The sequence below is a fragment of the Acetobacter syzygii genome (assembly GCF_000964225.1).
In the GTDB taxonomy this organism is placed as follows: domain Bacteria; phylum Pseudomonadota; class Alphaproteobacteria; order Acetobacterales; family Acetobacteraceae; genus Acetobacter; species Acetobacter syzygii.
The window spans coordinates 13,541-34,627 of record NZ_BAMZ01000019.1; the positions used below are offsets into that span (position 1 = coordinate 13,541).

The following is a 21,087-nucleotide window of genomic DNA, read 5'->3' on the forward strand; positions in this document are numbered from 1 at the left end:
ACATTTATGCGCTGATATGAAAAAAATAATATGAATGATACATATTTATATTCTATGAATTTATTTATTATCTCATATAAAAATATTTTTTGATAATTTTGTATTTTATTTTTATCTATTGATTACAAAATTTATGGATTTTTTTCTTCATGATTTTTATTTTTGTTCGCAAAAATTCATCTTCTGACTCCTCATCAAGCCAAAAGTTACATAATTTCTTAAACTATCCGAATTTCATGGAGTAGGCAGATCAAACCGTTTTATCCGCCCTGCAAAGCCCCTCAGGGTATTTCAACAACCAATCGGCCTTTTATTTTACCATCCAGCAGGTCTGTTGCAGCATTCAGCACGCCTGATAACGGAAGAATCCGCGTCATGCCCTCCAGTAGGTCTTTATCCACCAGAGTCGCCAAACGTGCCCATGCCTGTTGCCGCACATTCTGGGGGCACATCACGCTATCTATGCCCACAAGAGTGACGCCCCGCAGAATAAAAGGAGCCACCGTTGCCGGAAAATCCATACCGCCAGCAAGGCCGCAGGCTGTAACGACCCCACGAGGTTTTATGGCCGCGCAGACGGATGCCAGAACCTGCCCCCCAACCACATCCACGGCTCCTGCCCAGCGGGCGTTTTCCAGTGGTCTGGACGGCATTTCAAAATGCGAACGTGCCAGCACATCAGCCGCACCAAGTTTTCGTAGATAGGGCTGCTCTTCCAGCCGACCGGTTACGGCAACCACCTCGTACCCCATTTTGGCCAGCAGCATGACCGCCACGCTACCCACCCCACCAGTTGCCCCGGTTACCAGTACAGGCCCATCATGCGGCTCCACACCTTCCCGCACCAACGCCTGCACACAGAGCATTGCCGTAAAACCCGCCGTACCCAGCGCCATAACCTGCTGCGCACTCAAACCAGTTGGCAATGACAGAAGCCAGTCATGGGGCACCCGTGCTTTTTGCGCCAGACCACCCCAGTGTTTTTCCCCCACACCCCAACCATTCAACATGACCTCCTGCCCGGCAGAAAAAGCCGGACTGGTGGACTGTTCGACCACACCCGCAAAATCAATGCCCGGCACCATGGGCCAAGCCCGCACCACAGGCCCACGCCCGGTAATTGCCAGTGCATCCTTGTAATTCAGCCCTGACCAATGGACACGAACTGTCACATCCCCTTCTGGCAGAGCACTTTCGGGCAAATGCCGCAGCGTGGCTGTTGGGCCGTTCCTGTCTGTTTTTTCAAGGTAGAGGGCTTCAAACATCACATTCACATCCAGATGGGCGCGTTCCCGCCATACTCAGAAGAGCAGGCCAAACACACTAACAACCCTCCAACGCCTGCAAAGAGCCCCCGTGCCACACTGACAGATTTTTGAAGTCCCACCTCCCACCTTCATGACATAAAAAATACAACAGGAATGATGCTGGTCAGCCGCTTCCTTTTTGTTCATACTGTGGCATCCTAACAGTATACCGGACGTTCTCTTGCTCCTGTTCATTATGGGTCTGTTGACCCTTGTTCTGCTGATCGCCATCAGTATCCTGATCGCGCTTTCTGAAATTTCATTTGCGGCCGCCCGGGAAGTCCGGCTCCGCAGCCGTGCAGAAGCAGGAGACCCCCGCGCGCAGGCCTTTCTGGCGCTCCGCCGCAACAGTGGGCAGGTCATAACCGTTATCCAGATCTGCCTGAATGGTGTGGGCATTATGGGCGGTATTGTCAGCTCGGAAATGCTCTCTCCCCCACTGGCCGTTTTTTTTACCCAGTGGAAGCTGTCTGACTGGTGGGCACAAAATCTGGCCTCCACGATCAGCTTTGTTTTTGTCACCGGTATGTTTGTTCTGTTTGCAGACCTGCTGCCCAAACGGGTCGCCATGAGCAACCCGGATAAGGTGGCCTTGGCCGTTGGCTGGTTCCCTCGCCTTGCCCTGCGTATTCTGTATCCGGTTGTCTGGATTTTTTCCAAGATTTCCGATGTGGTGCTCAAAGCTCTCAAAATTCCCGCAGCTTCGGCCGTAGAGCCTGTGACCCCGGAAGACCTGCACGCCATTCTGGCTGCTGGCACGGCCTCTGGCGCGCTGCTTCAGCAAGAACACCAGATGATCGAAAATGTTTTGGGCTTGCAGGACCGGTCGGTCACATCCGCCATGACCCCGCGGGACGAGATTATTTTTCTCGATATTCAGGACACCCCCGAACACAACCACGAAAAAGTGCGCACAGAGCCCTACTCCCGCTACCCGCTGTGCAATGGGGGGCTGGACAAGGTTATTGGTTCCATTCGCGCGGAAGACGTTCTGGCCTCGGTTGTGGATCCATCCATTGCACCATCCGGCCGCCCCCATAGCAATCCCATTGCCCGTATGCGCCGCGATGTGCCCTCCGTACCAGAAACACTGAACCTGTGGGATACGCTCGCCCAGTTTGACACATCAGGCGTAGGCTTTGCGCTGGTTGTTAACGAGTACGGACTGGTTGTAGGGCTGATTACCTTTAAAGACATTATGGGCGTTCTGATGGACGGGCTGGCCAGCCCGTTTGAGGAGCAGGCCATTGTGCAGCGTGATGCCAACTCATGGTTGGTCGATGGAGCGGCCCCTATTGGGGAGGTCATGCGGGAACTGAATATTGTAAACCTGCCTGACCATGAGCAGTTTGATACGATCAGCGGCTTTATCATGCACCGCCTCCGCCGTATGGCGCGCAAAACCGACCGGGTCGATGCATCGGGCTTCAGGTTTGAGGTGGTGGATGTGGAGGGCTTCCGCATCAACCAGCTACTGGTTACGCGGCTGAACACCACTCCATAAGTAGTCGCTAGAAAAAGGGGGCAAAGGCTATTGTGATCACTGTAGCCTTTGCCCCCTTTTTCTATTGTTCCTCTAATCGAAAAAAAATGACATAGTCTTCTCACTTGACCATTATCCAATAGAACTTGGAGAAAGTGAGATGAAGTTTAAAGCGCTTTCCATAGCTTTCCTGCCCGTTCTTCTGCTGGCAGGCTGCGCAGAAACCCCAATGGGCCCAACTGCACAGGTGCTGCCCGGGCCGGGCAAGGACTACGGGCAGTTCCTGCAGGAACAGAACTTCTGTCGTTCACAGGCTGCTGCTGCCGTTCAGGGGCAGGCCGAACGCCAGAACCATAAAGCCATTTACGGTGGACTCGCAGCAACAGCTCTGGGCGCTGGCCTTGGTGCAGCCGCTGGCGGCGGCGCAGGCGCTGGCATTGGTGCTGCTGCTGGTGCCATGGGCGGTGGTCTGGGGGGGAGCCTCTATTCCAACAGCCAGCAGGGTGGCATTCAAACCCAGTATAACAACGCCTATGTTGCGTGCATGATCGCTTACAAAAACGTTCTGCCTGCACCCCAGCCCGCCTACGGTTACAGCCGCTAAAACCACACTCAAGCGCGCACGCCCTGTGCAGGGCATGCGCGCAGGTTTAGCTTAATCCGTCATAATCACCGTGGGTCTTGGTGGTCGCACTATCTGTGCTACTCCGCCAAAACGAGCCGCATAAAAAAAGGGCCATTCCTGCGAATGGCCCTTTTCCTTAATATTGCCCTGACTAACGCCAGAGACTGGTCTTTTTTAGAACGCAGCCTGCACACGGGCAGCCAGCGAGTTACCATGACGACCATAGATGTTATAGGTCGTAGCCCCACCGCCACCGCCGGATGTCATGAAGTGGTTGAAGTCAACCATAAAGCGGAAATGACGGTTGGGGTACCAGTTCAAACCACCCGACCAGACAGTCTGTTTGTTACCGTTGCCAACGCCTGCGGCCACATCCTTGAAGTTTGTCACACTGTAGCGGCCAGAGACTTCAAGCGCACCCCAGAACCCGCGTGAGGGGTCGAATTCGTGCTCAACACCGGGAGCGCCAAATGCGCCTTCCTTAATGTTGTATTGGCGACCCTGCCCCATAAGGGTGTAGTTGGCAGAACCATAATACCCTTCAAAGCTGGCATTGTGGTTCTGTGCCGGGGTTGTGGCAGCATCGCCACGGGTCACGCCAATGTGGTAATATTCACCTTTAAGCAGCAGTTTTTTCCAACGCAGCCCCAATTCCGGACCGGCAGACCATACGGAAGCAACGTTAGGAATAGTGCCGCTACCCAGCAGGTTTGTTGTCGTCAGGTTAACTTCTGGCTGGTCAGCAAAGGAATACGTGCGACCGCTACCATTCTGCGCAACCTTAAATGCGCTAATGGCAGACACACCTACGTGCAGATCAATATCCTTGGATACAAACGGACGACCTGCGGCACGGAACGTGCCCCCTGTCTGGCTATCAACCAGTGCCGTATTGGCACCGCTGGAGCTGGAACGGCCGCCAAAGCTCTGCCCCGTAAAGTAGGCAGCAATCCACCAGCGTTTTTCGTAATGCAGACCACCAAAGCTAAAGCGGGCGTCACCAGCGGCAATCTTACGGACGAGATCGGTAATGACGGGACGTTCCATCATTTCAAAATCGTTCGAGCTTTCGGAATCTTCTTCCGTAACACGTGGCTGGAAGTAACCAACCGTCAGAATTGTGTTGTGCAGCCCGGTATAGTTCAGGTTGGCTTCATAGAGGCCCTGGTTTGTGGTGTCACCATCCACGCCGCCAGCACCAAGGTCAGGAGTTACGTTGGCAACCCAGTCTTTGTAGCGGAACGTAAACGGAATACGGATACGACGGGCGTTTTCAGTAAAGCTATCAAAATCGCCTTTTTTACCACCAGCACCTGGGTTGGACATGCCAATAAAGCTACCAAAGTCTTCATGGAAAGCTAAGCCGACCGAAAAGCCATAAGCACCATCTTCAGAAGAAACCGTGAAGCGACCTTTGGGGAAGCCAATCTGCATTCCGCCGATCTGGACTTCTTCGTCTTTTGCCGTTGCAGCCTTAAAGTCTTTCCAGGACATGGTATCGCCACGGTCTGATGGCGGAGTGCCTATACCAGAAAGAGGGGCAATTTTTTTAATGGGCTGCTGCTCGCCAAACTGGATGTTCGGATCATATGCGCCATCGGCAACATGCAGGGTACGACCATGGCCAGCCGTCTGAGAAGCACGGCCCTTTGTCGCGACATCGCTTTTAGCCAGCTGATGCTTGAGGGTAATAATCTGCTGCTGCATATCCCGACGCATCTGGGACATTTCTGCACGCAGCAGACGAATTTCGGAATCCTCAGTGGAAGCCGCCTCGGCCACAGGAGCGATTCCAGCCAACATAAAAGAGGTTAGAGCAACAGAAGAAAAAAGCGATTTACAGCGCATTGTGGCCATTCCATGATAAGAACGATGAGCTGTGAATAACCCGTGCCAAACTTTTTGTGCGTGATGCTTCGATGATGGTTTCGTTACGGAATTATGAAAAAAAGCGGCCCGTTTCGGGGCCGCTTTTCCAATACGTTTCAATCAAGACGTTAAAATCCGGGAAAAACGATTACTTACCGTTTTTCCAGGCGGACATAATATTATCCTTAACAGTCTTGGGCAGCGGCACGTAGTCGAGCTTGGTCGCAATGGCATCGCCGTTATTGAAGCTCCAGCTAAAGAACTTCTGCACGGCCTGATCGCGATCAGGGTTACGGGCAGGAACAGGAACCAGCACATAAGTTGCCGACATGATCGGCCATGCTTCCTTACCGTCCGTATCCAACAGATTTACTGCAAAGTGCGTTGCATGATCCCACTCCGCAGCCTGCGCAGCCTGAGAAAAGCTGTTCATACCCGCAACCACGCTGGCACCAGCATGGTTACGCAGGCGGATGGTGGTCAGGTGGTTACGGCTGGCATAGGCGTATTCAACATAACCAATGCCACCTTCGGTGTTCTGCACGGTTGCTGCAACACCATCATTCCCACGGGCACCCAGACCACCGGGCCAGCTAATGGATGTGCTTGCACCATAGTTTTCCTTCCAGGAGGAGGAAGAACCGGCAAGATAGGAGGTAAACACAAAAGTCGTACCCGACCCGTCCGCACGGTGCACAGGCGCAATAGCAACTTCTGGCAGCTTAACACCGGGGTTCAGGGCCACGATCTTGGGGTCGTTCCAAGAGGTAATGGTGCCAGCATAAATATCTGCCAGCACGTCCCCGCTCAGGGTTACCGTGTCTGGCTTAACGCCGGGAATGTTCACAACCGGCACAATGCCGCCCATGACGGTGGGGAACTGGAACAGGTGGTTGGTTTCCAGTTTCTGTGCATCCATTGGTGCATCGGACGCACCAAAATCCACCGTGCCAGCTACAATCTGGTTCTGACCTGCACTGGACCCAACGCTCTGGTAGTTGACCGTCACGCCCGTAGCGGACTTGGCAACAGCACCCCAACCTTCATAAATCGGAGCGGCAAAGCTGGAACCTGCACCGGTCACGCTCTCGGCCCGAGATACTGCTGGAAGTGCCGTAAGGAAGGTTGTCATAACGGCCAGACACATTCCAGACCTGACTGAAAAACGCATGTTGGTTTTTTCCCTGAGCCAATTGCATAAAGCTTCCGGCAGCAAAAATGTGCCGTGCTGTTCTGGGTTAACGGAAGTCAGGCCAAAATGGTGTTATGCTTTCAGGACAATTACATGACGGTTTTATGACAAGCGCTTTACGCCAGAAGCGGAAGCCAGATGCGGCAGGTTGTCCCCTCCCCTACCGTGCTTTCCACCGCAAAGCGCCCATCGTGGCGGGCAAGAATCTGCTGCACAATGGCAAGCCCTAATCCACTCCCCTGCACACTGGCGGCCGTTTTGGCCACTCGATAAAACCGCTCTGTCAACCGGTTAAGGTGGCGTGCAGGAATGCCGGGGCCAGAGTCCGTAACGCTCAGCACCAGACCGGGTTCGGTCGGCCAGCCTGCGTTTTTTGTCGCCCGTGTACAGGCAACCGTAATATCCAATGGCTGGCCATTACGCTTACCGCGGTCAAACAGGCCATATTTTAACGCATTTTCAACAAGGTTCATCAGCACCTGCAAAAGCTGTGCTTCATCACCCTGCACACAGAGCTCCTGCACACCATCCGCCTGAACCTGAAAATGCACGGGCTTACCGGCAATTAACCCGGATGCCTCATCCGACAAGCGCTTGAGCAATTCTGCAATACCAATAGTATCCGTTGGGCGATGGTGCTCCTGCATCTGCACGCGCGACAGGTAAAGCAGACCGTCCAGCAAACGCTGCATCCGCTTGGCCTGTTCGGACATAATGCCCAGAAACTCTTTTTGAATAGCCGCATCATCTGCTGCTGGGCCTTGCAGGGTTTCTATAAACCCTAAAAGAGAGGCCAGCGGCGTGCGGAGTTCGTGGCTGGCAAATGCCACAAAATCCGTATGTTGCCGCTCTGCCAGCACAGCTTCCGTCTCGTCATGCAAAGCAACAAACACCAGCGTTGTTTTAGACGAAAACGCGCCCCCTCCCTTGCGATACCCTTCGGAGAGAAAAACATCGGGGACAGTTTTTTTCTGCAACCATGCACGCACAATCCGGTAATGCGGAATATCCAGCATAATCAATGCTTCGGCTGGTTGCGTATCGTCTTTTTTTTGCGCCAGAAGCCGGTCCACACAGCTCTGAAAAGCCGGATGGCGAATAATGCTGCCAATACTGTTTGTAAACTGCCGCTTTGCCTCGGGGGAAATCACACACGGCAGGCGCGTATCGTTCAGAACCAGCGTTGCAGCTGGCAGGCAGGCCATGACCTCGTCCAATGTAACAGACGCGGCGTCCCGCCCTAAGCGGCTTTTTTGCCTTTCGGCATCATCCGGCAAGGGTTCAAAACGGTCTGAGCGCGCAAAATACAGCGGCAGAGCCGCCAACACGCCCCCCCCTACCATACCGTAGAGTGCAGCCAGCCAAGCTTGCATGATCAGCCGCCCCTTTTCTGCGGTGGTTGTGCTTAGTCCTGATCCTGCACTTTATCCAGCGCATAGCCACGGGCCCGTACGGTACGGATTAGATCTGCGCCGCCCCCTTCGTTCAGGGTCTGCCGCAAACGGCGGATATGCACATCCACTGTCCGCAACTCCACAAAAGAACTGCGCTCCCACGCGTGCTTCAACAACTCCTCACGCGAGAAAACCTGAGCCGGATGTAACATTAAAAATTCCAGCAGCCGGTATTCCGTCGGCCCTAAAGAAAGCAGGCGACCATCGCGCTCCACCTTGTGGCTGACCCGGTCCATCACCAACGTATCAAACCGCAAGGTTTTATCTGCCGGTGGAGCACGCCGCAAAATGGCTTTTACGCGGGCAAACAGCGCATCCATGCTAAAGGGTTTGACCAAATAATCATCCGCCCCGGTATCCAAACCACGGATGGCATCGGCCTCCTCCCCACGGGCACTGAACATAATAATGGGCAGGGCGGCTGTTCTGGCCTGCTCGCGCAAACGGCGGCAAACCTCCAGCCCGGAAATACCGGGCAACATCCAGTCCAGCAGAATCAGGTCCGGGCGACGTTGGCGAACATAGTCCAGAGCCGCCTCTCCGTCTGCCGCATGGCGGACCATGTAACCCTGTTTTTCCAAATTGTAGCAAACGAGCCGGGCGAGTGCCGGATCATCCTCAACAACCAGAAGATCTGCCTTGTGCATACCAGAATGCCCTTTAAAAACCTGCCACTAGGATATGACGCGCAGATGACAAAAAACAACCATCCGCCGCTCCAAACCCTTTATCAAAGGGGTTTTTGCGCGCAGAATACCCGTAAAAACCGCCGTTCACGCGGCAAAAAATGCTTTATGAATCTTTTATGACCAGCGCACCCCAGCACCAAACATACGAACAAAAAAGCCCCCGCACAGGGCGGAGGCTTTTACGGCACGTCGTCACAAAACGATCATGTATCAATCTTCAAACGGGTCACGCACCAGAATGGTGTCATCCCGGTCCGGGCTGGTGGACAGCAGCGTTACCGGTGCCCCTACCAGTTCTTCCACCCGGCGTACGTATTTGATTGCCTGAGCGGGCAGGTCGGCCCAGCGGCGCGCACCCTGCGTGGTTTCTTTCCAGCCCTCAATCGTCTCATAAATCGGGCGTACACGCTGCTGGGCAGCCGAGCCGGAAGGAAAGCGCTCAATCTTCTGTCCATCCAGTTCGTAACCAACACAGATGTTGATTTCGTCCAGACCATCCAGCACATCCAGCTTGGTCAGGGCCAGCCCGTTAACACCACCAACCCGCACGGCATGGCGCACCAGAACGGCATCAAACCAGCCGCAACGGCGCGGACGCCCGGTAACCGTACCAAATTCATGACCACGCTCGCCAAGGCGGCGGCCCACCGCATCATGCAGTTCCGTGGGGAACGGCCCCTCACCCACACGGGTGCAGTAAGCCTTGGCAATCCCCAGCACAAACCCGGCGGCAGATGGGCCCATGCCGGAGCCAGTCCCTGCATTGGCTGCAACCGTGTTGGAACTGGTCACAAACGGATATGTCCCATGGTCCACATCCAGCATGACCGCCTGCGCGCCTTCAAACAGAATGCGCCGGCCATTGCGGCGGGCATCGTCCAGAATATCCCACGTTGCCGCCATAAACGGCAGCACCTTTGGTGCAACATCCTTCAGAAAAGCCAGCAGCTCTTCCTTGGAGAACGTGGGCGCACCAAGGCCTGAGAGCAGCGTGTTGTGGTGCAGCAGCAGTTCATCCAACTTCCAGTCCAGCGTTTCCGGCTCTGCCAGATCGCACAGACGGATAGCGCGGCGGGCAACCTTATCCTCGTAGGCAGGGCCAATACCACGGCCTGTTGTACCAATCTTGCGATCGCCCCGTGCGGCTTCTCGCGCACGGTCAAGCGCGCCATGCACAGGCAGGATAAGAGGTACATTTTCAGCAATTTTCAGGGTTTCGGGCGTAACCTTCAGCCCTTGTTCGGCAATACGGCCAATTTCGGCCAGCAGGGCCTGTGGGTCAACCACCACGCCATTGCCAATAATCCCCAGCTTGCCGCTTACAACGCCAGACGGCAGAAGCGACAGCTTGTAAACCTGATTGCCAACCACCAGCGTATGGCCAGCATTGTGACCGCCCTGAAAACGCACCACCACGTCGGCCCGGCTGGCTAGCCAGTCAACAATTTTGCCTTTGCCTTCATCGCCCCACTGGGCGCCGATCACGGTTACGTTGGACATAGACGGTCTGCTCCTGAAAAAAACTGCCTGCTGGTCAAAAAAGGAAAATCACACCCAGGGGCAAGACCTTACCCCTGGGTAAGGTCAATTCGCTGGGTGCTGGTAAGAAGGCTGGCACACCCAAGGTGGCGGGCCTCGGTCTCGGCCTGTGCACCGGAGGCAAAACCCTGCACGGTGGCATACCCCTGTGCACGAAGGCTGGCTGCCTGCTGCCTGCTGGCATCTACCGCCAGATACACCCGCTCCCGCGCAGGTGCTGGTGGAATCATGCGGAACAGGATATCGGGCCGCAGGGTTAAACCACAGGCTGGCTCATTATCATTGCAAAGGTAACGTCCACCACGGCCCAGCTCTTCCGAACGGCCAACGGCAAACAACGTAACGCACACACCTGTATGGTACTTCCAGCCACGGAATTCCACAGGGTCCACGGTCATACGCAGGGTCGGACAGATTTCCCGCAGGGCGGCAACCGTATCGATCAGACGATCAAGAATAACCCGCGCCTTGGGCGGCAAGGTCAATTCCGCCAGATGCGCCACTGTATGTTCTGCAGCCCCCGTCGCATCGAGCAAAGCAATCAGCGTTGCGGCCAATGCGCCCCCATGCTGGGCAACAGCCGCAGCGTCCTTGCGATCCAGAGCCCGCATAAGAGCCGGACGGTGAGCAACCGGTACGCCAGCTTCTTCCAGCAAGGCAGGGATGAAAGGGGGCATGGTCAGGTCGAAGGAGACATCCTTCACACCCAGACGCATGAGCGCTTCAGCACCAATGGACATGACCTCGGCATCGGCTTCGGGCGAATCCGGCCCAATCAGCTCTATGCCCGTCTGCATGATCTGGCGGCTGCTTTCCTCCGCAGCAACGGGAGCCACCACAACGCACGGCCCCGCGTAAGAAACACGGAGTGGGCGTGGCAACCCGCCAACGCGAGTCGCTGCCATACGGGCAATCTGTGGCGTAATATCTGGCCGCAGCACCATCATACGCCGCGTATCAGGGTCCATCACCCGGAAGCACTGCTCTGCCAGTGCAACGCCTGCACCGGCAAGATAGGTTTCCTCAAATTCCATAAGAGGCGGTCGGACGCTGTCATACCCGTGGGAGGCAAACACATCCATAAGGGTTGCAACACCCCGCGCTTCCGTTCGGGCATCGGGGGTTAGCAGATCTACAAAGCCAGCGGGCAGCAGGGCCGGGCTAAAGGGCGGGTCGTCCGTCATGCCTCGGGCTATAGCACTCCCCGCTTCGCCCGTCATGCCCGCGGGCATGTTCTTTTGCGCCTTTTGCCATACAAATGCACAGAGCGCGCTCAGCCATCCGCCACACCGGGCAACGTTTCCCACCCTGTGCCTATAAAGGTCAGTACTCTGCGGCCCACGCCATCGGCCCTCAGAACAACCTGATTCTGGTCCTCAAACCAAGCCAGAAGGCGGCGTGCGCGACCTTTGGAGACCGTACCATAGACCTTTGCAATCTGCGCATCCGATGGGCAGGGTGTGCGTTCAATGGCAGCGCGGGCCAAAAACAGAAAGACCGCCTGCAAATCCTCCGGCAGAGCCGATGCACGGGCTTCGGCCTCCTGCCACTCGGTCGATGCGGACATATCCTCACTCACTCCGCTACGGGCTGTCGCCAGTGCGCGGTTAAAGCGCCGCAGGTCCAGCGCATTGCGGCCCAACCCTGCAATACGGCACCGCACCAGAAAATCCTGATACAGAACGGGGACAGGCCGAAAGGACGAATCCTCGTCGTCCATCATATCCCGCAGGATGGCGCTCATGCGTGCTTCCCGCTCGGCCTGCGATTCTGGCTCTTCTTCCTCCTGTTCCTGCTCTGCCTGCACATTGGCCTGTACTTCGCCGTGGGCTGCAAGCTGCGTAAGCAGATCCGGTACAGATGGCGCTGGCGCCTTGCGCTGCCGGGCTGGCAGTTCCTGCACAGGCACCGGAGCCAGAATAAGCTCGTGCACCGGGGCTTCGGGGGGAACAAACGGAGCCAGAACCGGTCCGGCCGAGCGGCTTTCTGTTTCCACTGTGCCAATACGGACGGAGAGCGGTCTACGGCTTAAAGCCGGGCCAAGGGCCACAAACGTACCACGCGCAAGGTCGCGGAACGCTTCAGCCTGCCTGCGCTCCATACCCAGCAGGTCAGCCGCACGGGCCATATCAATATCCAGAAATGTGCGGCCCATAAGAAAGTTGGAGGCTTCCGCAGCCACGTTCTTGGCCAGTTTGGCAAGGCGCTGCGTGGCAATAATACCTGCAAGCCCACGTTTGCGGCCACGGCACATCAGATTGGTCATGGCGCCAAGGGAGGCCCGACGTGCCTCATCCGAGACCTCGCCCGCTGCGGCGGGGGCAAAAAGCTGGGCTTCGTCCACCACAACCAGCACCGGGTACCAGTACTGGCGGGGCACTTCGAACATGCCCCCCAGAAAAGCTGCCGCCCAGCGCATTTGCTGGTCTGCATCCAGCCCTTCCAGATTAAGCACGACCGAGGCACGGTGCATCCGCATCCTCTCCCCTGCGGCGTGCAAAGCCATTTCCGAATGATCGGCACCATCTATGACCAGATGGCCAAATTTTTCAGCCAGACTGACAAAATCCCCTTCGGGGTCAATAATGGCCTGCTGCACCATACGGGCAGACTGCTCCAGCAAGCGCCGCAGCAGGTGCGACTTGCCTGAACCGGAATTCCCCTGAACCAGAAGGCGTGTCGCCAGAAGCTCGCCAAGGTCCATCTGTGCCGGACCGCCCCCCGGCACTTCCCCCATCGTAATCATGCTGTTCATGGTTGAAGGGGATACCGCCTTGCCCCACCCTTGCGCAACCATGCCAGCACGCCCTTTGCACTGGCCCTGCCCGTAGCCAGACAGGCATGGAGCAGATACCCTCCGGTCGGAGCTTCCCAATCCAGCATCTCCCCCGCAACAAACACGCCGGGCAGAACCTTGAGCATAAAGGATTCGTCACACGCAGCCTGCGTGACCCCGCCTGCGGTGGAAATGGCTCGGGCCAGTGGCGCAGGTGCATAAAAAATGAGTGGTACAGCCTTAATCCGGGCCGCCAGCGCACGCGGATCCGTCGGAAGGTCGCCTCCTTCCCGCAGCAGGGCCACGGCCGCAGGGGCTAGGCGAAGCGCTTTGCGTAACCGATTGCTCAGGCTCTCCCGCGCGCGGGTCGCCCGGAGGCGGTCCAGCAGTTCCTGCTCGGTCAGGTCGGGTCGCAGGTCGCATAGAACCGTGGCCTGTCCCTGCGCCGTGATAGCCTGCCTGATGAAGCGGGAGAGCGCATAAAGTGCCCCTCCTTCCACCCCTGTACCGGTCACCACAATCTCACCACGTACACGCCTGCCACCAAAGTTCAGGGCAACCGGTTTAAGGGGTGTTCCGGCAAAACGCGTGGCAAAAAACGTAGACCACTGGCAACAGAACCCACAGTTGGCAGGCTCCAGCGGGGCCACCTCCACCCCACGGGCCTGAAGCAACGGTGCCCAGCCACCAGTGCTCCCAAGCCGAGGCCAGCTTGCTCCTCCAAGAGCGAGCAAAACGGCATCTGCTTCCACCACAGTCTGCTGCGGGACTGCATGGGCGTGTGCCTGCACAGCAAACAGAAGCTGCTCCTGCGCATTCCAACCCGACCAGTCTGCACGGGTTTGAAAAACAACCCCGGCATCCTTCAGCCGGGCAAGCCATGCCCGCAGCAAGGGGGATGCCTTCATCCCCACGGGGAAAACACGACCGGAGGAACCAATAAAGCTTTCCTGCCCCAAACCGGCCATCCAGTCCCTTATGTCCTGCATGGTCCACTGGTCCAATGCAGGCTGCAACCAGGGGCGCGCAGGACCATACCGCTCAAGCACCATGGCCTGAGGTTCGGAATGGGCAATGTTCAACCCACCCCGCCCCGCCATCAGAAATTTACGGCCAAAGCTGGGCATACGGTCCATAACATGAACGGAGCACCCAGCCGCTGCCAGATACTCCGCCCCCGCCAACCCTGCCGGGCCACCGCCTACCACAACAATACGCGGCTTATCCGTCATGCGGCATCAACAGTGCTGCTCACTCGGCTTTCTGCCCAGCGGTACGGACTGCCTGCGCCAGAGCGCGAATCTGCTCCAGAACACGGGGAAGAGTCTGGGGGGTTGCCCGCCCCTGTTCGTCCAGTGTTTCAGCCAGTGTGGCCAACAGGGCAGAAGCCACAACCGCACCATCAGCAATACTGGATGCCTGTGCCGCCTGCTCTGGCGTACGCACACCAAAACCAATGGCTATGGGCAGGTTGGTGGCCGCACGCACACGCGGAATGGCACTGGCCAGATCATGCGCACTGGCCGAACGCGTGCCGGTAATACCAACAATGCTTACATAATAAACAAAGCCCGAAGCATGAGCGAGCACATAGTTCAAACGGGCATCGGGCGTGGTGGGAGCAACCAGACGGATCATGTCCAGACCAGCAGCCTGAGCGGGCGCGGCAATAACGCCCGCCTCTTCTGGGGGCAGGTCAACCAGAATAAGCCCATCCACACCAGCAGCGGCAGCATCCTTGCAGAAGCGGTCGTAACCATAAGCTTCTACAGGATTGACGTACCCCATGAGAATAACCGGGGTTTCGTCATCATCCTTGCGGAATTCGGCTACCATATCCAGCACGCCCACCAGCGTGGCACCTGCTTTGAGCCCACGCAGCGCCGCAGCCTGAATAACCGGACCATCAGCCGATGGGTCGGAAAAAGGCATCCCAACCTCAATCAGGTCAGCCCCGGCGGCTGGCATGGCCTTGAGCAGTTCCAGCGATGTGGAGCGGTCGGGGTCATACGCTTCCAGATAAGGAATGAGCGCACCACGGCCTTCGGCAGCAAGGGCTTTAAAACGGGCGGCAATACGGCTCACAGCGTAACTCCCAGATGCTCGGCAACAGTAAAGATATCTTTGTCACCCCGACCAGACAGGTTGACCACCAACAGCGTGTCCTTGGGCAAGGTAGGGGCAAGTTTGGCAGCATAAGCCACGGCATGAGCAGATTCGAGTGCGGGAATAATACCTTCCAGTCGGGTACAGAGCTGGAAGGCTTCCAGTGCCTCGTTATCGGTCGCACCGACATATTCCGCACGCCCGATATCATTCAGCCAGGAATGTTCCGGCCCAACCCCGGGGTAATCAAGCCCCGCGCTAATGGAATGCGCCTCGTCAATCTGACCATCTGCATTTTGCAGCAGGTATGTCCGGTTGCCATGCAGTACACCCGGACGACCACGCTCGATGGACGCCGCCGTTTTGCCACTATCCAGCCCATGACCTGCGGCTTCCACCCCGACCAGACGCACGGACACATCATCAAGGAACGGGTAAAAAATACCCATTGCGTTGGAGCCACCACCAATGGCAGCCACAACCACATCGGGCAGGCGCCCTTCGGCTGCACGCATCTGCGCCTTGGTTTCCTCGCCAATAACACTCTGGAAGTCACGCACCATGGCGGGGTATGGATGTGGGCCAGCCACGGTGCCAATAAGCATGTAGGTATCGGCAACATTTGCCACCCAGTCGCGCATGGCTTCGTTCATGGCGTCCTTGAGTGTTCCGGCCCCAGCGGTCACGGGAACAACCTCCGCCCCCAACAGACGCATACGGAACACATTTGGCTTTTGCCGCTCCACATCGGTCGCGCCCATGTAGATCACGCACTTCATGCCGAACAGGGCGCACACGGTTGCGGTTGCAACGCCATGCTGGCCAGCTCCGGTTTCGGCCACAATACGGGTGCGGCCCATCCGCCGGGCCAGTAGAATCTGCCCCATAACGTTATTGAGCTTGTGCGACCCCGTATGGTTCAGTTCTTCACGCTTGAGGTAGATTTTTGCGCCCCCAAGCTCTTCGGTCATACGGCGGGCAAACCACAGCGGGCTAGGACGGCCAATATAGTCGGTCTGATAGTACACCAGCTCTTTATGAAAAGCAGGATCAGCCTTTGCGGCCTCGTACGCCTCGTTCAGTTCCAGAATAAGCGGCATAAGCGTTTCGGCCACAAAGCGGCCACCGTAGCGACCACCAAAATGACCATGCTCATCAGGCTGCTGCCTGAAGGAATTGCTCTGTGCCACTGGGGCGCCGTGCTCTGTCGGGTTCGCCATTATTCGTCCTGCCGCTCCTTGTAACCACTTTGCGCGCCCTGGCGGGTGCCTTTCCATTTTTGTCTTTTTCAACGTGTCAAATGGCTTACCAGATGCGCGACCGCATTGCACGGTCCCGTGCGCTCATCTTGCAACAAACAGGGCAAAGGCGTCATACTTGAGAGACGCACATGCTCTGGAACACCTGCCAGCAGCACACCATGCGCCTGCGCCAACCAAAGGCAAAACACGGAGAATCGCATGTTTCTGGCCCACAGGCCCGGTATGCCTGCTCGCGCCGTTGAAACGGAAGACGATGCCAAAAGCGCTGTCTGGCTGGATCTTCTCAACCCCACCCCCCAGGAACTGGCTCTGGCAGAAAAGCTCTGCGGCCAGCCCATACCCACGCTGGAAGACCTGAGCGCGATTGAAAGTTCGTCCCGCATCAGTGTGCGCAATGGGGCTGCTTTTTTATCCTCCCCCCTGCTCCGCAAGAGTGGGTCGGATTTTCAGACCATGCCAGTCGGTTTTATTCTGACCGAAAACCGGCTTTTTACCATTCGTTTCCAGTTTTATCTGGCGTTCGAAACCGTAGCCCAGCTTGTTGCAAACTGCGTGGCCTCTGCCATGCCGCCACCGCATACAACACCCGACCACCTGAGCACGCCCGCCCAGCCCAGCGAACTGCCCCCCCAGCACGAAACCCTGCTCCATGCAGGCGAGATACTGGTCGCCCTGATAGAAGGGATTGTGGACCGGCTGGCCGACATTCTGGAAAGCATGGGCAATCTGCTCGACACGCTCTCGCACGATATTTTCCGTGCCCGCACGCAGCAGACTCCCATTCGCAATGTTGCCATGTGGCAGCGCGACCTGCTCCAGCGCGTGGGCGAAGCAGGCAACCTATGCTCCCGTATGCGCGATACGCTGCTGGGCATGGAACGGATTGCCCTGTTTTTGGGAGAAAGCCGGAAAACCGCCTCCGCCCTGCCAGTAACCGGCTTTGCCCTGTGCACGCCCCGAACAGCCCCCCCGACATCCCTTGCGACTCCTGCACCGGATGAGGAAGGCAAAATAACCGCTGCCTATGCCCTGTCAGGGATTCTGCGTGCACGCATAACCTCTGTCAGCCACGACCTGTCCTCACTTGATGCCTATGTTTCCCAGTCGCAGGACAAGGTGGAGTTTCTGCTGGATGCCACCTTGGGGTTCATCAACATTGAGCAGAATGGCGTGATGAAAATTCTGACCGTAGTCAGCTTTATCGGGGTAGCACCAACCCTGATTGCAGGCATTTACGGAATGAACTTCAAATACATACCCGAACTGGATTGGGCTTACGGTTATTGGTATTCGCTAGGGCTCATGGCGACCACCATTGTGCTCCCGCTCTTCTGGTTCTGGAAAAAAGGCTGGCTGGGGGGCATTAAATAACGCCCTTCCGCCATGCGTACGCCAGACCTGATCTGTTGTTGACGATCAATTCTGCCGTAGCTATTATTCGGACCCAGACGCTGGCTGACTTCACCTGCCCAGCGGTTTTCCTCCCGTCAGGTTTTTTCTGGCTCGGCCATGCCTTCTTCAGGGCATGTATGTTTCCGGTCTCCCCGATCGACTTTGCCGTGCATGGAACAACCCGGACCTTCCCCTTTTGAACTTCTCTTGCCAGTCAGGGCATTTATTAGATGCATCTTGCGGAACTCAAGGCCAAGTCCCCAGCCGACCTTCTGGCCTGTGCTGAAGACCTGAATATCGAAAACGCGTCGTCCCTGCGCAAGCAGGATATGATGTTCGCCATTCTCAAGACTCTGGCTGATAACGATCAGGCCATTTATGGCGAAGGCACGCTTGAGATCATGCACGACGGGTTTGGATACCTGCGTGCCCCCGAATCCAACTACCTTCCCGGCCCGGATGATATTTATATCTCCCCCACACAGGTGCGCCGCTTTGGCCTGCGCACGGGTGATACGGTTGAAGGGCAGATTCGCGCGCCCAGAGACGGCGAACGCTATTTTTCCATGCTCAAGATCAACACGATCAATTTTGAGTCCCCCGACGCGGTTCGCCACCGGATCAATTTTGACAACCTGACCCCGCTCTACCCGGAGCGCCGCTTGCAGATGGAAGTGGAAAGTCAGGCATCTGCCCCCGAACCAAAGGGCGACAAAAACAAAAAAGGGTCGCAAAAAGACTTCACCCCCAGGGTGATCGACCTTGTCTCCCCCATTGGTATGGGCCAGCGCGCCCTGATCGTGGCACCACCGCGCTCGGGCAAAACCGTTATGCTCCAGAGCATTGCCTCGTCCATTTCAGCCAATCACCCCGAAGTGTTCCTGATTGTGCTGCTGATTGACGAACGCCCGGAAGAAGTGACCGATATGGCCCGCTCCGTACGGGGCGAAGTCATTGCCTCCACCTTTGATGAACCGGCCCACCGCCATGTGCAGGTGACCGAAATGGTGCTCGAAAAAGCCAAACGCCTTGTGGAACACAAACGCGATGTGGTGATTCTGCTCGACTCCATTACCCGCCTGGCCCGCGCCTACAACACGGTTGTGCCCTCATCCGGTAAAGTCCTGACCGGTGGTGTGGATGCAAACGCCCTGCAACGCCCCAAACGCTTTTTTGGTGCAGCCCGCAATATTGAAGAAGGGGGCTCCCTGACCATTATTGCGACCGCCCTGATCGATACAGGCAGCCGCATGGACGAAGTGATCTTTGAAGAATTCAAAGGCACAGGGAACTCGGAACTGGTGCTGGACCGCAAGCTGGCGGACAAGCGTACCTTCCCCGCCATCGACATCACCAAAAGCGGCACACGTAAGGAAGAGCTTCTGGTTGACCGGTCCACCCTGTCCAAGATGTGGGTCCTGCGCCGGATTCTGGCTCCCATGGGTACCATGGACGCCATGGACTTCCTGCTTGATAAGCTGAAATACAGCAAAACAAACAATGACTTCTTTGAAGCCATGAACAACTAGCCCTGCATTCGGCAGGGCCATACGGCAAGGCCGCATGTGCTCACACCTTAATACTCTTTAGGCAGGAGCAGATGCGGCCTCTTTTTTGCGGATTGTCAGCAGCACGCTACCTCCGGGCTGGGGCACATCTGCCAGAATGCTATGACCCAGTGCCCTTACGGAGCGGCTGACATTACGGTGGGATTCCTCCCCTTTCAGGCGCACGGCCAGTACACCACCTGCTGGCAGCACATCCAGCGCCAGCCGAGTGCGCACGAACGTCATGGGGCACTTCTCGGATGTAATATCCAGCATGGCCGCACTGGTCTCGTTCTCACGTTCGGGTATCGGGGTATCATGCATGTAAACGCCTCCTTCCGAGGAAAAAACGACAGGCCGCCATCATACACTTCAGGCTTACACACCATAAAAAAACTGTATGATCGTGTAAAATTGGACAAACACCTCTGAGTTCGGCTACCTGAAAGGCTAGCGCAGAGATGATAACATTAGGCAGGGTTTGTGACCTTGAAGGTACAAGCGGCAGAATCACGGATTGAGCAGCTGTGTATCGAACACGGCCTGAAAATGACCGGACAACGGCGCGTTATTGCCCGTGTTCTTTCCGAAGCAGATGACCACCCGGATGTGGAGGAACTGTACCGCCGTGCGCTGGTACTGGATTCCCGCATTTCGGTTGCCACCGTGTATCGCACGGTGCGTCTGCTAGAGGAAAAAGGCATTCTGGAACGCCGCGACTTTGGCGGTGGCCGTGCTCGATACGAAGCAACGGAACATGGTCGGCACCATTATCACCTGATTGACGTTGATAACGGTAAAGTGATCGAGTTTGAAGACCCCGAGCATGAAGCCTTCATGATGAAGGTGGCGGACCGGCTTGGATTCGAATTTGTGTCCATGCGACTGGAACTGTTTGGTAAAAAACGACAGCCCGCCAGCAAGGCCCCCGGCAAAACAACGCCTCGTTCACGCCGCAAGGGAGACCAGACATGAGTTCCACACAAACAACTGGCGGTCTCTCCGCACTGGAACTGGACCGGTCGCGTTTTCCAGAGCTGCATGGCGGCAGCCTGAGTGTACGTATTGCCGAAACAGACGATGAGCGCGATGCGGCACAAGCCTTGCGCTACCGCGTTTTTTACGAGGAAATGGGCGCACACCCCAGTGCAGAAACCCTCCGTTTAAAGCGCGATATTGACGAGTTTGACAGTGTTGCCGACCATCTTTTGGTCATCGACAACGCCATTGCTTCCGATGCACGCGGTGTGGTTGGAACCTACCGCCTTGTACAGGGCGACGCGGCCCAGAAAATCGGTCGTTTTTACTCTTCCAACGAATACGACATTACCCCCCTCAAGGAGTTCCCCGGCAGACTGCTCGAAGTCGGGCGTTCCTGCGTGGACAAGAACTACCGTGGCCGGGCAGCCATGCAACTGTTGTGGCGGGGCATTGCCTCCTACATCTTCCTGCATCGCATCGACCTGCTGTTCGGCTGTGCAAGCCTGCCGTGCACGGACCCGGACCAGATTGCCGATGAACTGACCTACCTCTACCACAACCATCTGGCCCCCCCTGCCCTGCGCGTAAGAGCGCTGGAAAACCGGCGGGTGGAAATGCTGCGTACCGACCCGCACACACTGAATGTACGCCGCTGCCTTGTTGGCCTGCCGCCCTTGATCAAAGGGTATCTGCGCCTTGGTGGTTACGTTGGTGATGGTGCGGTTATTGACCCGCAGTTCAACACCACGGATGTTGCCATTCTGGTTAAAAGCGAACTGCTGGCAGATAAATACTACCGCCACTACGAACGCCGCCTGCGCGATGCTCTGGACTAAGTCGTGCATGGCGTAGCCCATGGGTCTTT

The 21,087-nt window shown here is 56.6% G+C and carries 18 protein-coding genes; 6 read left to right on the plus strand and 12 right to left on the minus strand.

Annotated features, from left to right (window positions below):
* Positions 1 to 281 precede the first annotated feature (281 nt).
* Positions 282 to 1,265: an acrylyl-CoA reductase (NADPH) gene (gene acuI / locus Absy_RS07565; RefSeq protein ID WP_048854141.1), complete on the minus strand. Its 984-nt coding sequence runs from the start codon at positions 1,263 to 1,265 to the stop codon at positions 282 to 284.
* 223 nt (positions 1,266 to 1,488) lie between these two features.
* Here acuI and Absy_RS07570 point away from each other — a divergent pair, with 223 nt between their 5' ends.
* Positions 1,489 to 2,811 (plus strand): hemolysin family protein, encoded by a 1,323-nt coding sequence (locus Absy_RS07570; protein WP_084597001.1) that lies wholly within the window; start codon positions 1,489 to 1,491, stop codon positions 2,809 to 2,811.
* Between the two features lie 139 nt (positions 2,812 to 2,950).
* Positions 2,951 to 3,394: a glycine zipper family protein gene (locus Absy_RS07575; RefSeq protein ID WP_048854142.1), complete on the plus strand. Its 444-nt coding sequence runs from the start codon at positions 2,951 to 2,953 to the stop codon at positions 3,392 to 3,394.
* Between the two features lie 195 nt (positions 3,395 to 3,589).
* Here Absy_RS07575 and Absy_RS07580 read toward each other — a convergent pair whose 3' ends face one another.
* The 10 genes from Absy_RS07580 to trpB form a co-directional block, all read right to left on the minus strand.
* Positions 3,590 to 5,272: an OprO/OprP family phosphate-selective porin gene (locus tag Absy_RS07580; RefSeq protein ID WP_048854143.1), complete on the minus strand. Its 1,683-nt coding sequence runs from the start codon at positions 5,270 to 5,272 to the stop codon at positions 3,590 to 3,592.
* A 160-nt stretch (positions 5,273 to 5,432) separates the two neighbouring features.
* Positions 5,433 to 6,455 carry a phosphate ABC transporter substrate-binding protein PstS gene (pstS, locus tag Absy_RS07585; protein WP_048854221.1) on the minus strand — a complete coding sequence of 341 codons (1,023 nt, stop codon included), beginning with the start codon at positions 6,453 to 6,455 and terminating at the stop codon, positions 5,433 to 5,435.
* 137 nt (positions 6,456 to 6,592) lie between these two features.
* On the minus strand, positions 6,593 to 7,849 hold the full coding sequence (locus Absy_RS07590; protein WP_048854144.1) for a sensor histidine kinase: 1,257 nt from the start codon (positions 7,847 to 7,849) through the stop codon (positions 6,593 to 6,595).
* 32 nt (positions 7,850 to 7,881) lie between these two features.
* Positions 7,882 to 8,577, minus strand: a complete 696-nt coding sequence (gene phoB, locus Absy_RS07595; RefSeq protein WP_048854145.1) for a phosphate regulon transcriptional regulator PhoB — start codon at positions 8,575 to 8,577, stop codon at positions 7,882 to 7,884.
* A 252-nt stretch (positions 8,578 to 8,829) separates the two neighbouring features.
* Entirely contained in the window at positions 8,830 to 10,119 is a 1,290-nt protein-coding gene (locus Absy_RS07600; RefSeq protein WP_048854146.1) for an adenylosuccinate synthase, read from the minus strand.
* Positions 10,120 to 10,187: 68 nt separating this feature from the next.
* A complete protein-coding gene (locus tag Absy_RS07605; protein ID WP_084597012.1) occupies positions 10,188 to 11,378 on the minus strand; it encodes an ATP phosphoribosyltransferase regulatory subunit in 1,191 nt (396 codons plus the stop codon).
* A 53-nt stretch (positions 11,379 to 11,431) separates the two neighbouring features.
* Complete coding sequence (locus Absy_RS07610) at positions 11,432 to 12,913, minus strand: ATP-binding protein (RefSeq protein WP_048854147.1); 1,482 nt, start codon at positions 12,911 to 12,913, stop codon at positions 11,432 to 11,434.
* Positions 12,910 to 14,166, minus strand: coding sequence for a TIGR03862 family flavoprotein (locus tag Absy_RS07615; RefSeq protein WP_048854148.1), 1,257 nt, complete (start codon positions 14,164 to 14,166; stop codon positions 12,910 to 12,912). The genes Absy_RS07610 and Absy_RS07615 overlap by 4 nt, the downstream gene beginning before the upstream one ends.
* 19 nt (positions 14,167 to 14,185) lie before the next feature.
* Positions 14,186 to 15,019, minus strand: a complete 834-nt coding sequence (gene trpA, locus Absy_RS07620; RefSeq protein ID WP_048854149.1) for a tryptophan synthase subunit alpha — start codon at positions 15,017 to 15,019, stop codon at positions 14,186 to 14,188.
* Positions 15,016 to 16,260: a tryptophan synthase subunit beta gene (trpB, locus tag Absy_RS07625; RefSeq protein WP_048854150.1), complete on the minus strand. Its 1,245-nt coding sequence runs from the start codon at positions 16,258 to 16,260 to the stop codon at positions 15,016 to 15,018. The genes trpA and trpB overlap by 4 nt, the downstream gene beginning before the upstream one ends.
* 264 nt (positions 16,261 to 16,524) lie before the next feature.
* Between trpB and Absy_RS07630 the strand changes: the two genes are divergently transcribed.
* Both Absy_RS07630 and rho read left to right on the plus strand, forming a co-directional pair.
* On the plus strand, positions 16,525 to 17,673 hold the full coding sequence (locus tag Absy_RS07630) for a magnesium transporter CorA family protein (protein ID WP_048854223.1): 1,149 nt from the start codon (positions 16,525 to 16,527) through the stop codon (positions 17,671 to 17,673).
* A 251-nt stretch (positions 17,674 to 17,924) separates the two neighbouring features.
* The gene (rho, locus tag Absy_RS07635; RefSeq protein ID WP_048854151.1) at positions 17,925 to 19,223 is read left to right on the plus strand and encodes a transcription termination factor Rho; all 1,299 of its coding nucleotides are present in this window, start codon (positions 17,925 to 17,927) and stop codon (positions 19,221 to 19,223) included.
* Positions 19,224 to 19,280: 57 nt separating this feature from the next.
* Here rho and Absy_RS07640 read toward each other — a convergent pair whose 3' ends face one another.
* Positions 19,281 to 19,565: a sulfurtransferase TusA family protein gene (locus Absy_RS07640; protein WP_048854152.1), complete on the minus strand. Its 285-nt coding sequence runs from the start codon at positions 19,563 to 19,565 to the stop codon at positions 19,281 to 19,283.
* A 159-nt stretch (positions 19,566 to 19,724) separates the two neighbouring features.
* Between Absy_RS07640 and Absy_RS07645 the strand changes: the two genes are divergently transcribed.
* Together Absy_RS07645 and Absy_RS07650 are read left to right on the plus strand one after the other, a co-directional pair.
* Complete coding sequence (locus Absy_RS07645) at positions 19,725 to 20,216, plus strand: Fur family transcriptional regulator (RefSeq protein ID WP_048854153.1); 492 nt, start codon at positions 19,725 to 19,727, stop codon at positions 20,214 to 20,216.
* The gene (locus tag Absy_RS07650) at positions 20,213 to 21,058 is read left to right on the plus strand and encodes a GNAT family N-acetyltransferase (protein WP_048854154.1); all 846 of its coding nucleotides are present in this window, start codon (positions 20,213 to 20,215) and stop codon (positions 21,056 to 21,058) included. The genes Absy_RS07645 and Absy_RS07650 overlap by 4 nt, the downstream gene beginning before the upstream one ends.
* Positions 21,059 to 21,087: the final 29 nt, after the last annotated feature.

Bases quoted from the DNA above. Each gene is read 5' to 3' on its own strand.
- Absy_RS07650 (WP_048854154.1), top strand. From the start codon at position 20,213: ATGAGTTCCACACAAACAACTGGCGGTCTCTCCGCACTGGAACTGGAC.
- Absy_RS07575 (WP_048854142.1), top strand. From the start codon at position 2,951: ATGAAGTTTAAAGCGCTTTCCATAGCTTTCCTGCCCGTTCTTCTGCTG.
- Absy_RS07615 (WP_048854148.1), bottom strand. From the start codon at position 14,166: ATGACGGATAAGCCGCGTATTGTTGTGGTAGGCGGTGGCCCGGCAGGG.
- Absy_RS07610 (WP_048854147.1), bottom strand. From the start codon at position 12,913: ATGAACAGCATGATTACGATGGGGGAAGTGCCGGGGGGCGGTCCGGCA.
- trpB (WP_048854150.1), bottom strand. From the start codon at position 16,260: ATGGCGAACCCGACAGAGCACGGCGCCCCAGTGGCACAGAGCAATTCC.
- Absy_RS07630 (WP_048854223.1), top strand. From the start codon at position 16,525: ATGCCTGCTCGCGCCGTTGAAACGGAAGACGATGCCAAAAGCGCTGTC.
- Absy_RS07580 (WP_048854143.1), bottom strand. From the start codon at position 5,272: ATGGCCACAATGCGCTGTAAATCGCTTTTTTCTTCTGTTGCTCTAACC.
- Absy_RS07640 (WP_048854152.1), bottom strand. From the start codon at position 19,565: ATGCATGATACCCCGATACCCGAACGTGAGAACGAGACCAGTGCGGCC.
- acuI (WP_048854141.1), bottom strand. From the start codon at position 1,265: ATGTTTGAAGCCCTCTACCTTGAAAAAACAGACAGGAACGGCCCAACA.
- pstS (WP_048854221.1), bottom strand. From the start codon at position 6,455: ATGCGTTTTTCAGTCAGGTCTGGAATGTGTCTGGCCGTTATGACAACC.
- Absy_RS07605 (WP_084597012.1), bottom strand. From the start codon at position 11,378: ATGACGGGCGAAGCGGGGAGTGCTATAGCCCGAGGCATGACGGACGAC.
- rho (WP_048854151.1), top strand. From the start codon at position 17,925: ATGCATCTTGCGGAACTCAAGGCCAAGTCCCCAGCCGACCTTCTGGCC.
- Absy_RS07590 (WP_048854144.1), bottom strand. From the start codon at position 7,849: ATGCAAGCTTGGCTGGCTGCACTCTACGGTATGGTAGGGGGGGGCGTG.
- Absy_RS07600 (WP_048854146.1), bottom strand. From the start codon at position 10,119: ATGTCCAACGTAACCGTGATCGGCGCCCAGTGGGGCGATGAAGGCAAA.
- phoB (WP_048854145.1), bottom strand. From the start codon at position 8,577: ATGCACAAGGCAGATCTTCTGGTTGTTGAGGATGATCCGGCACTCGCC.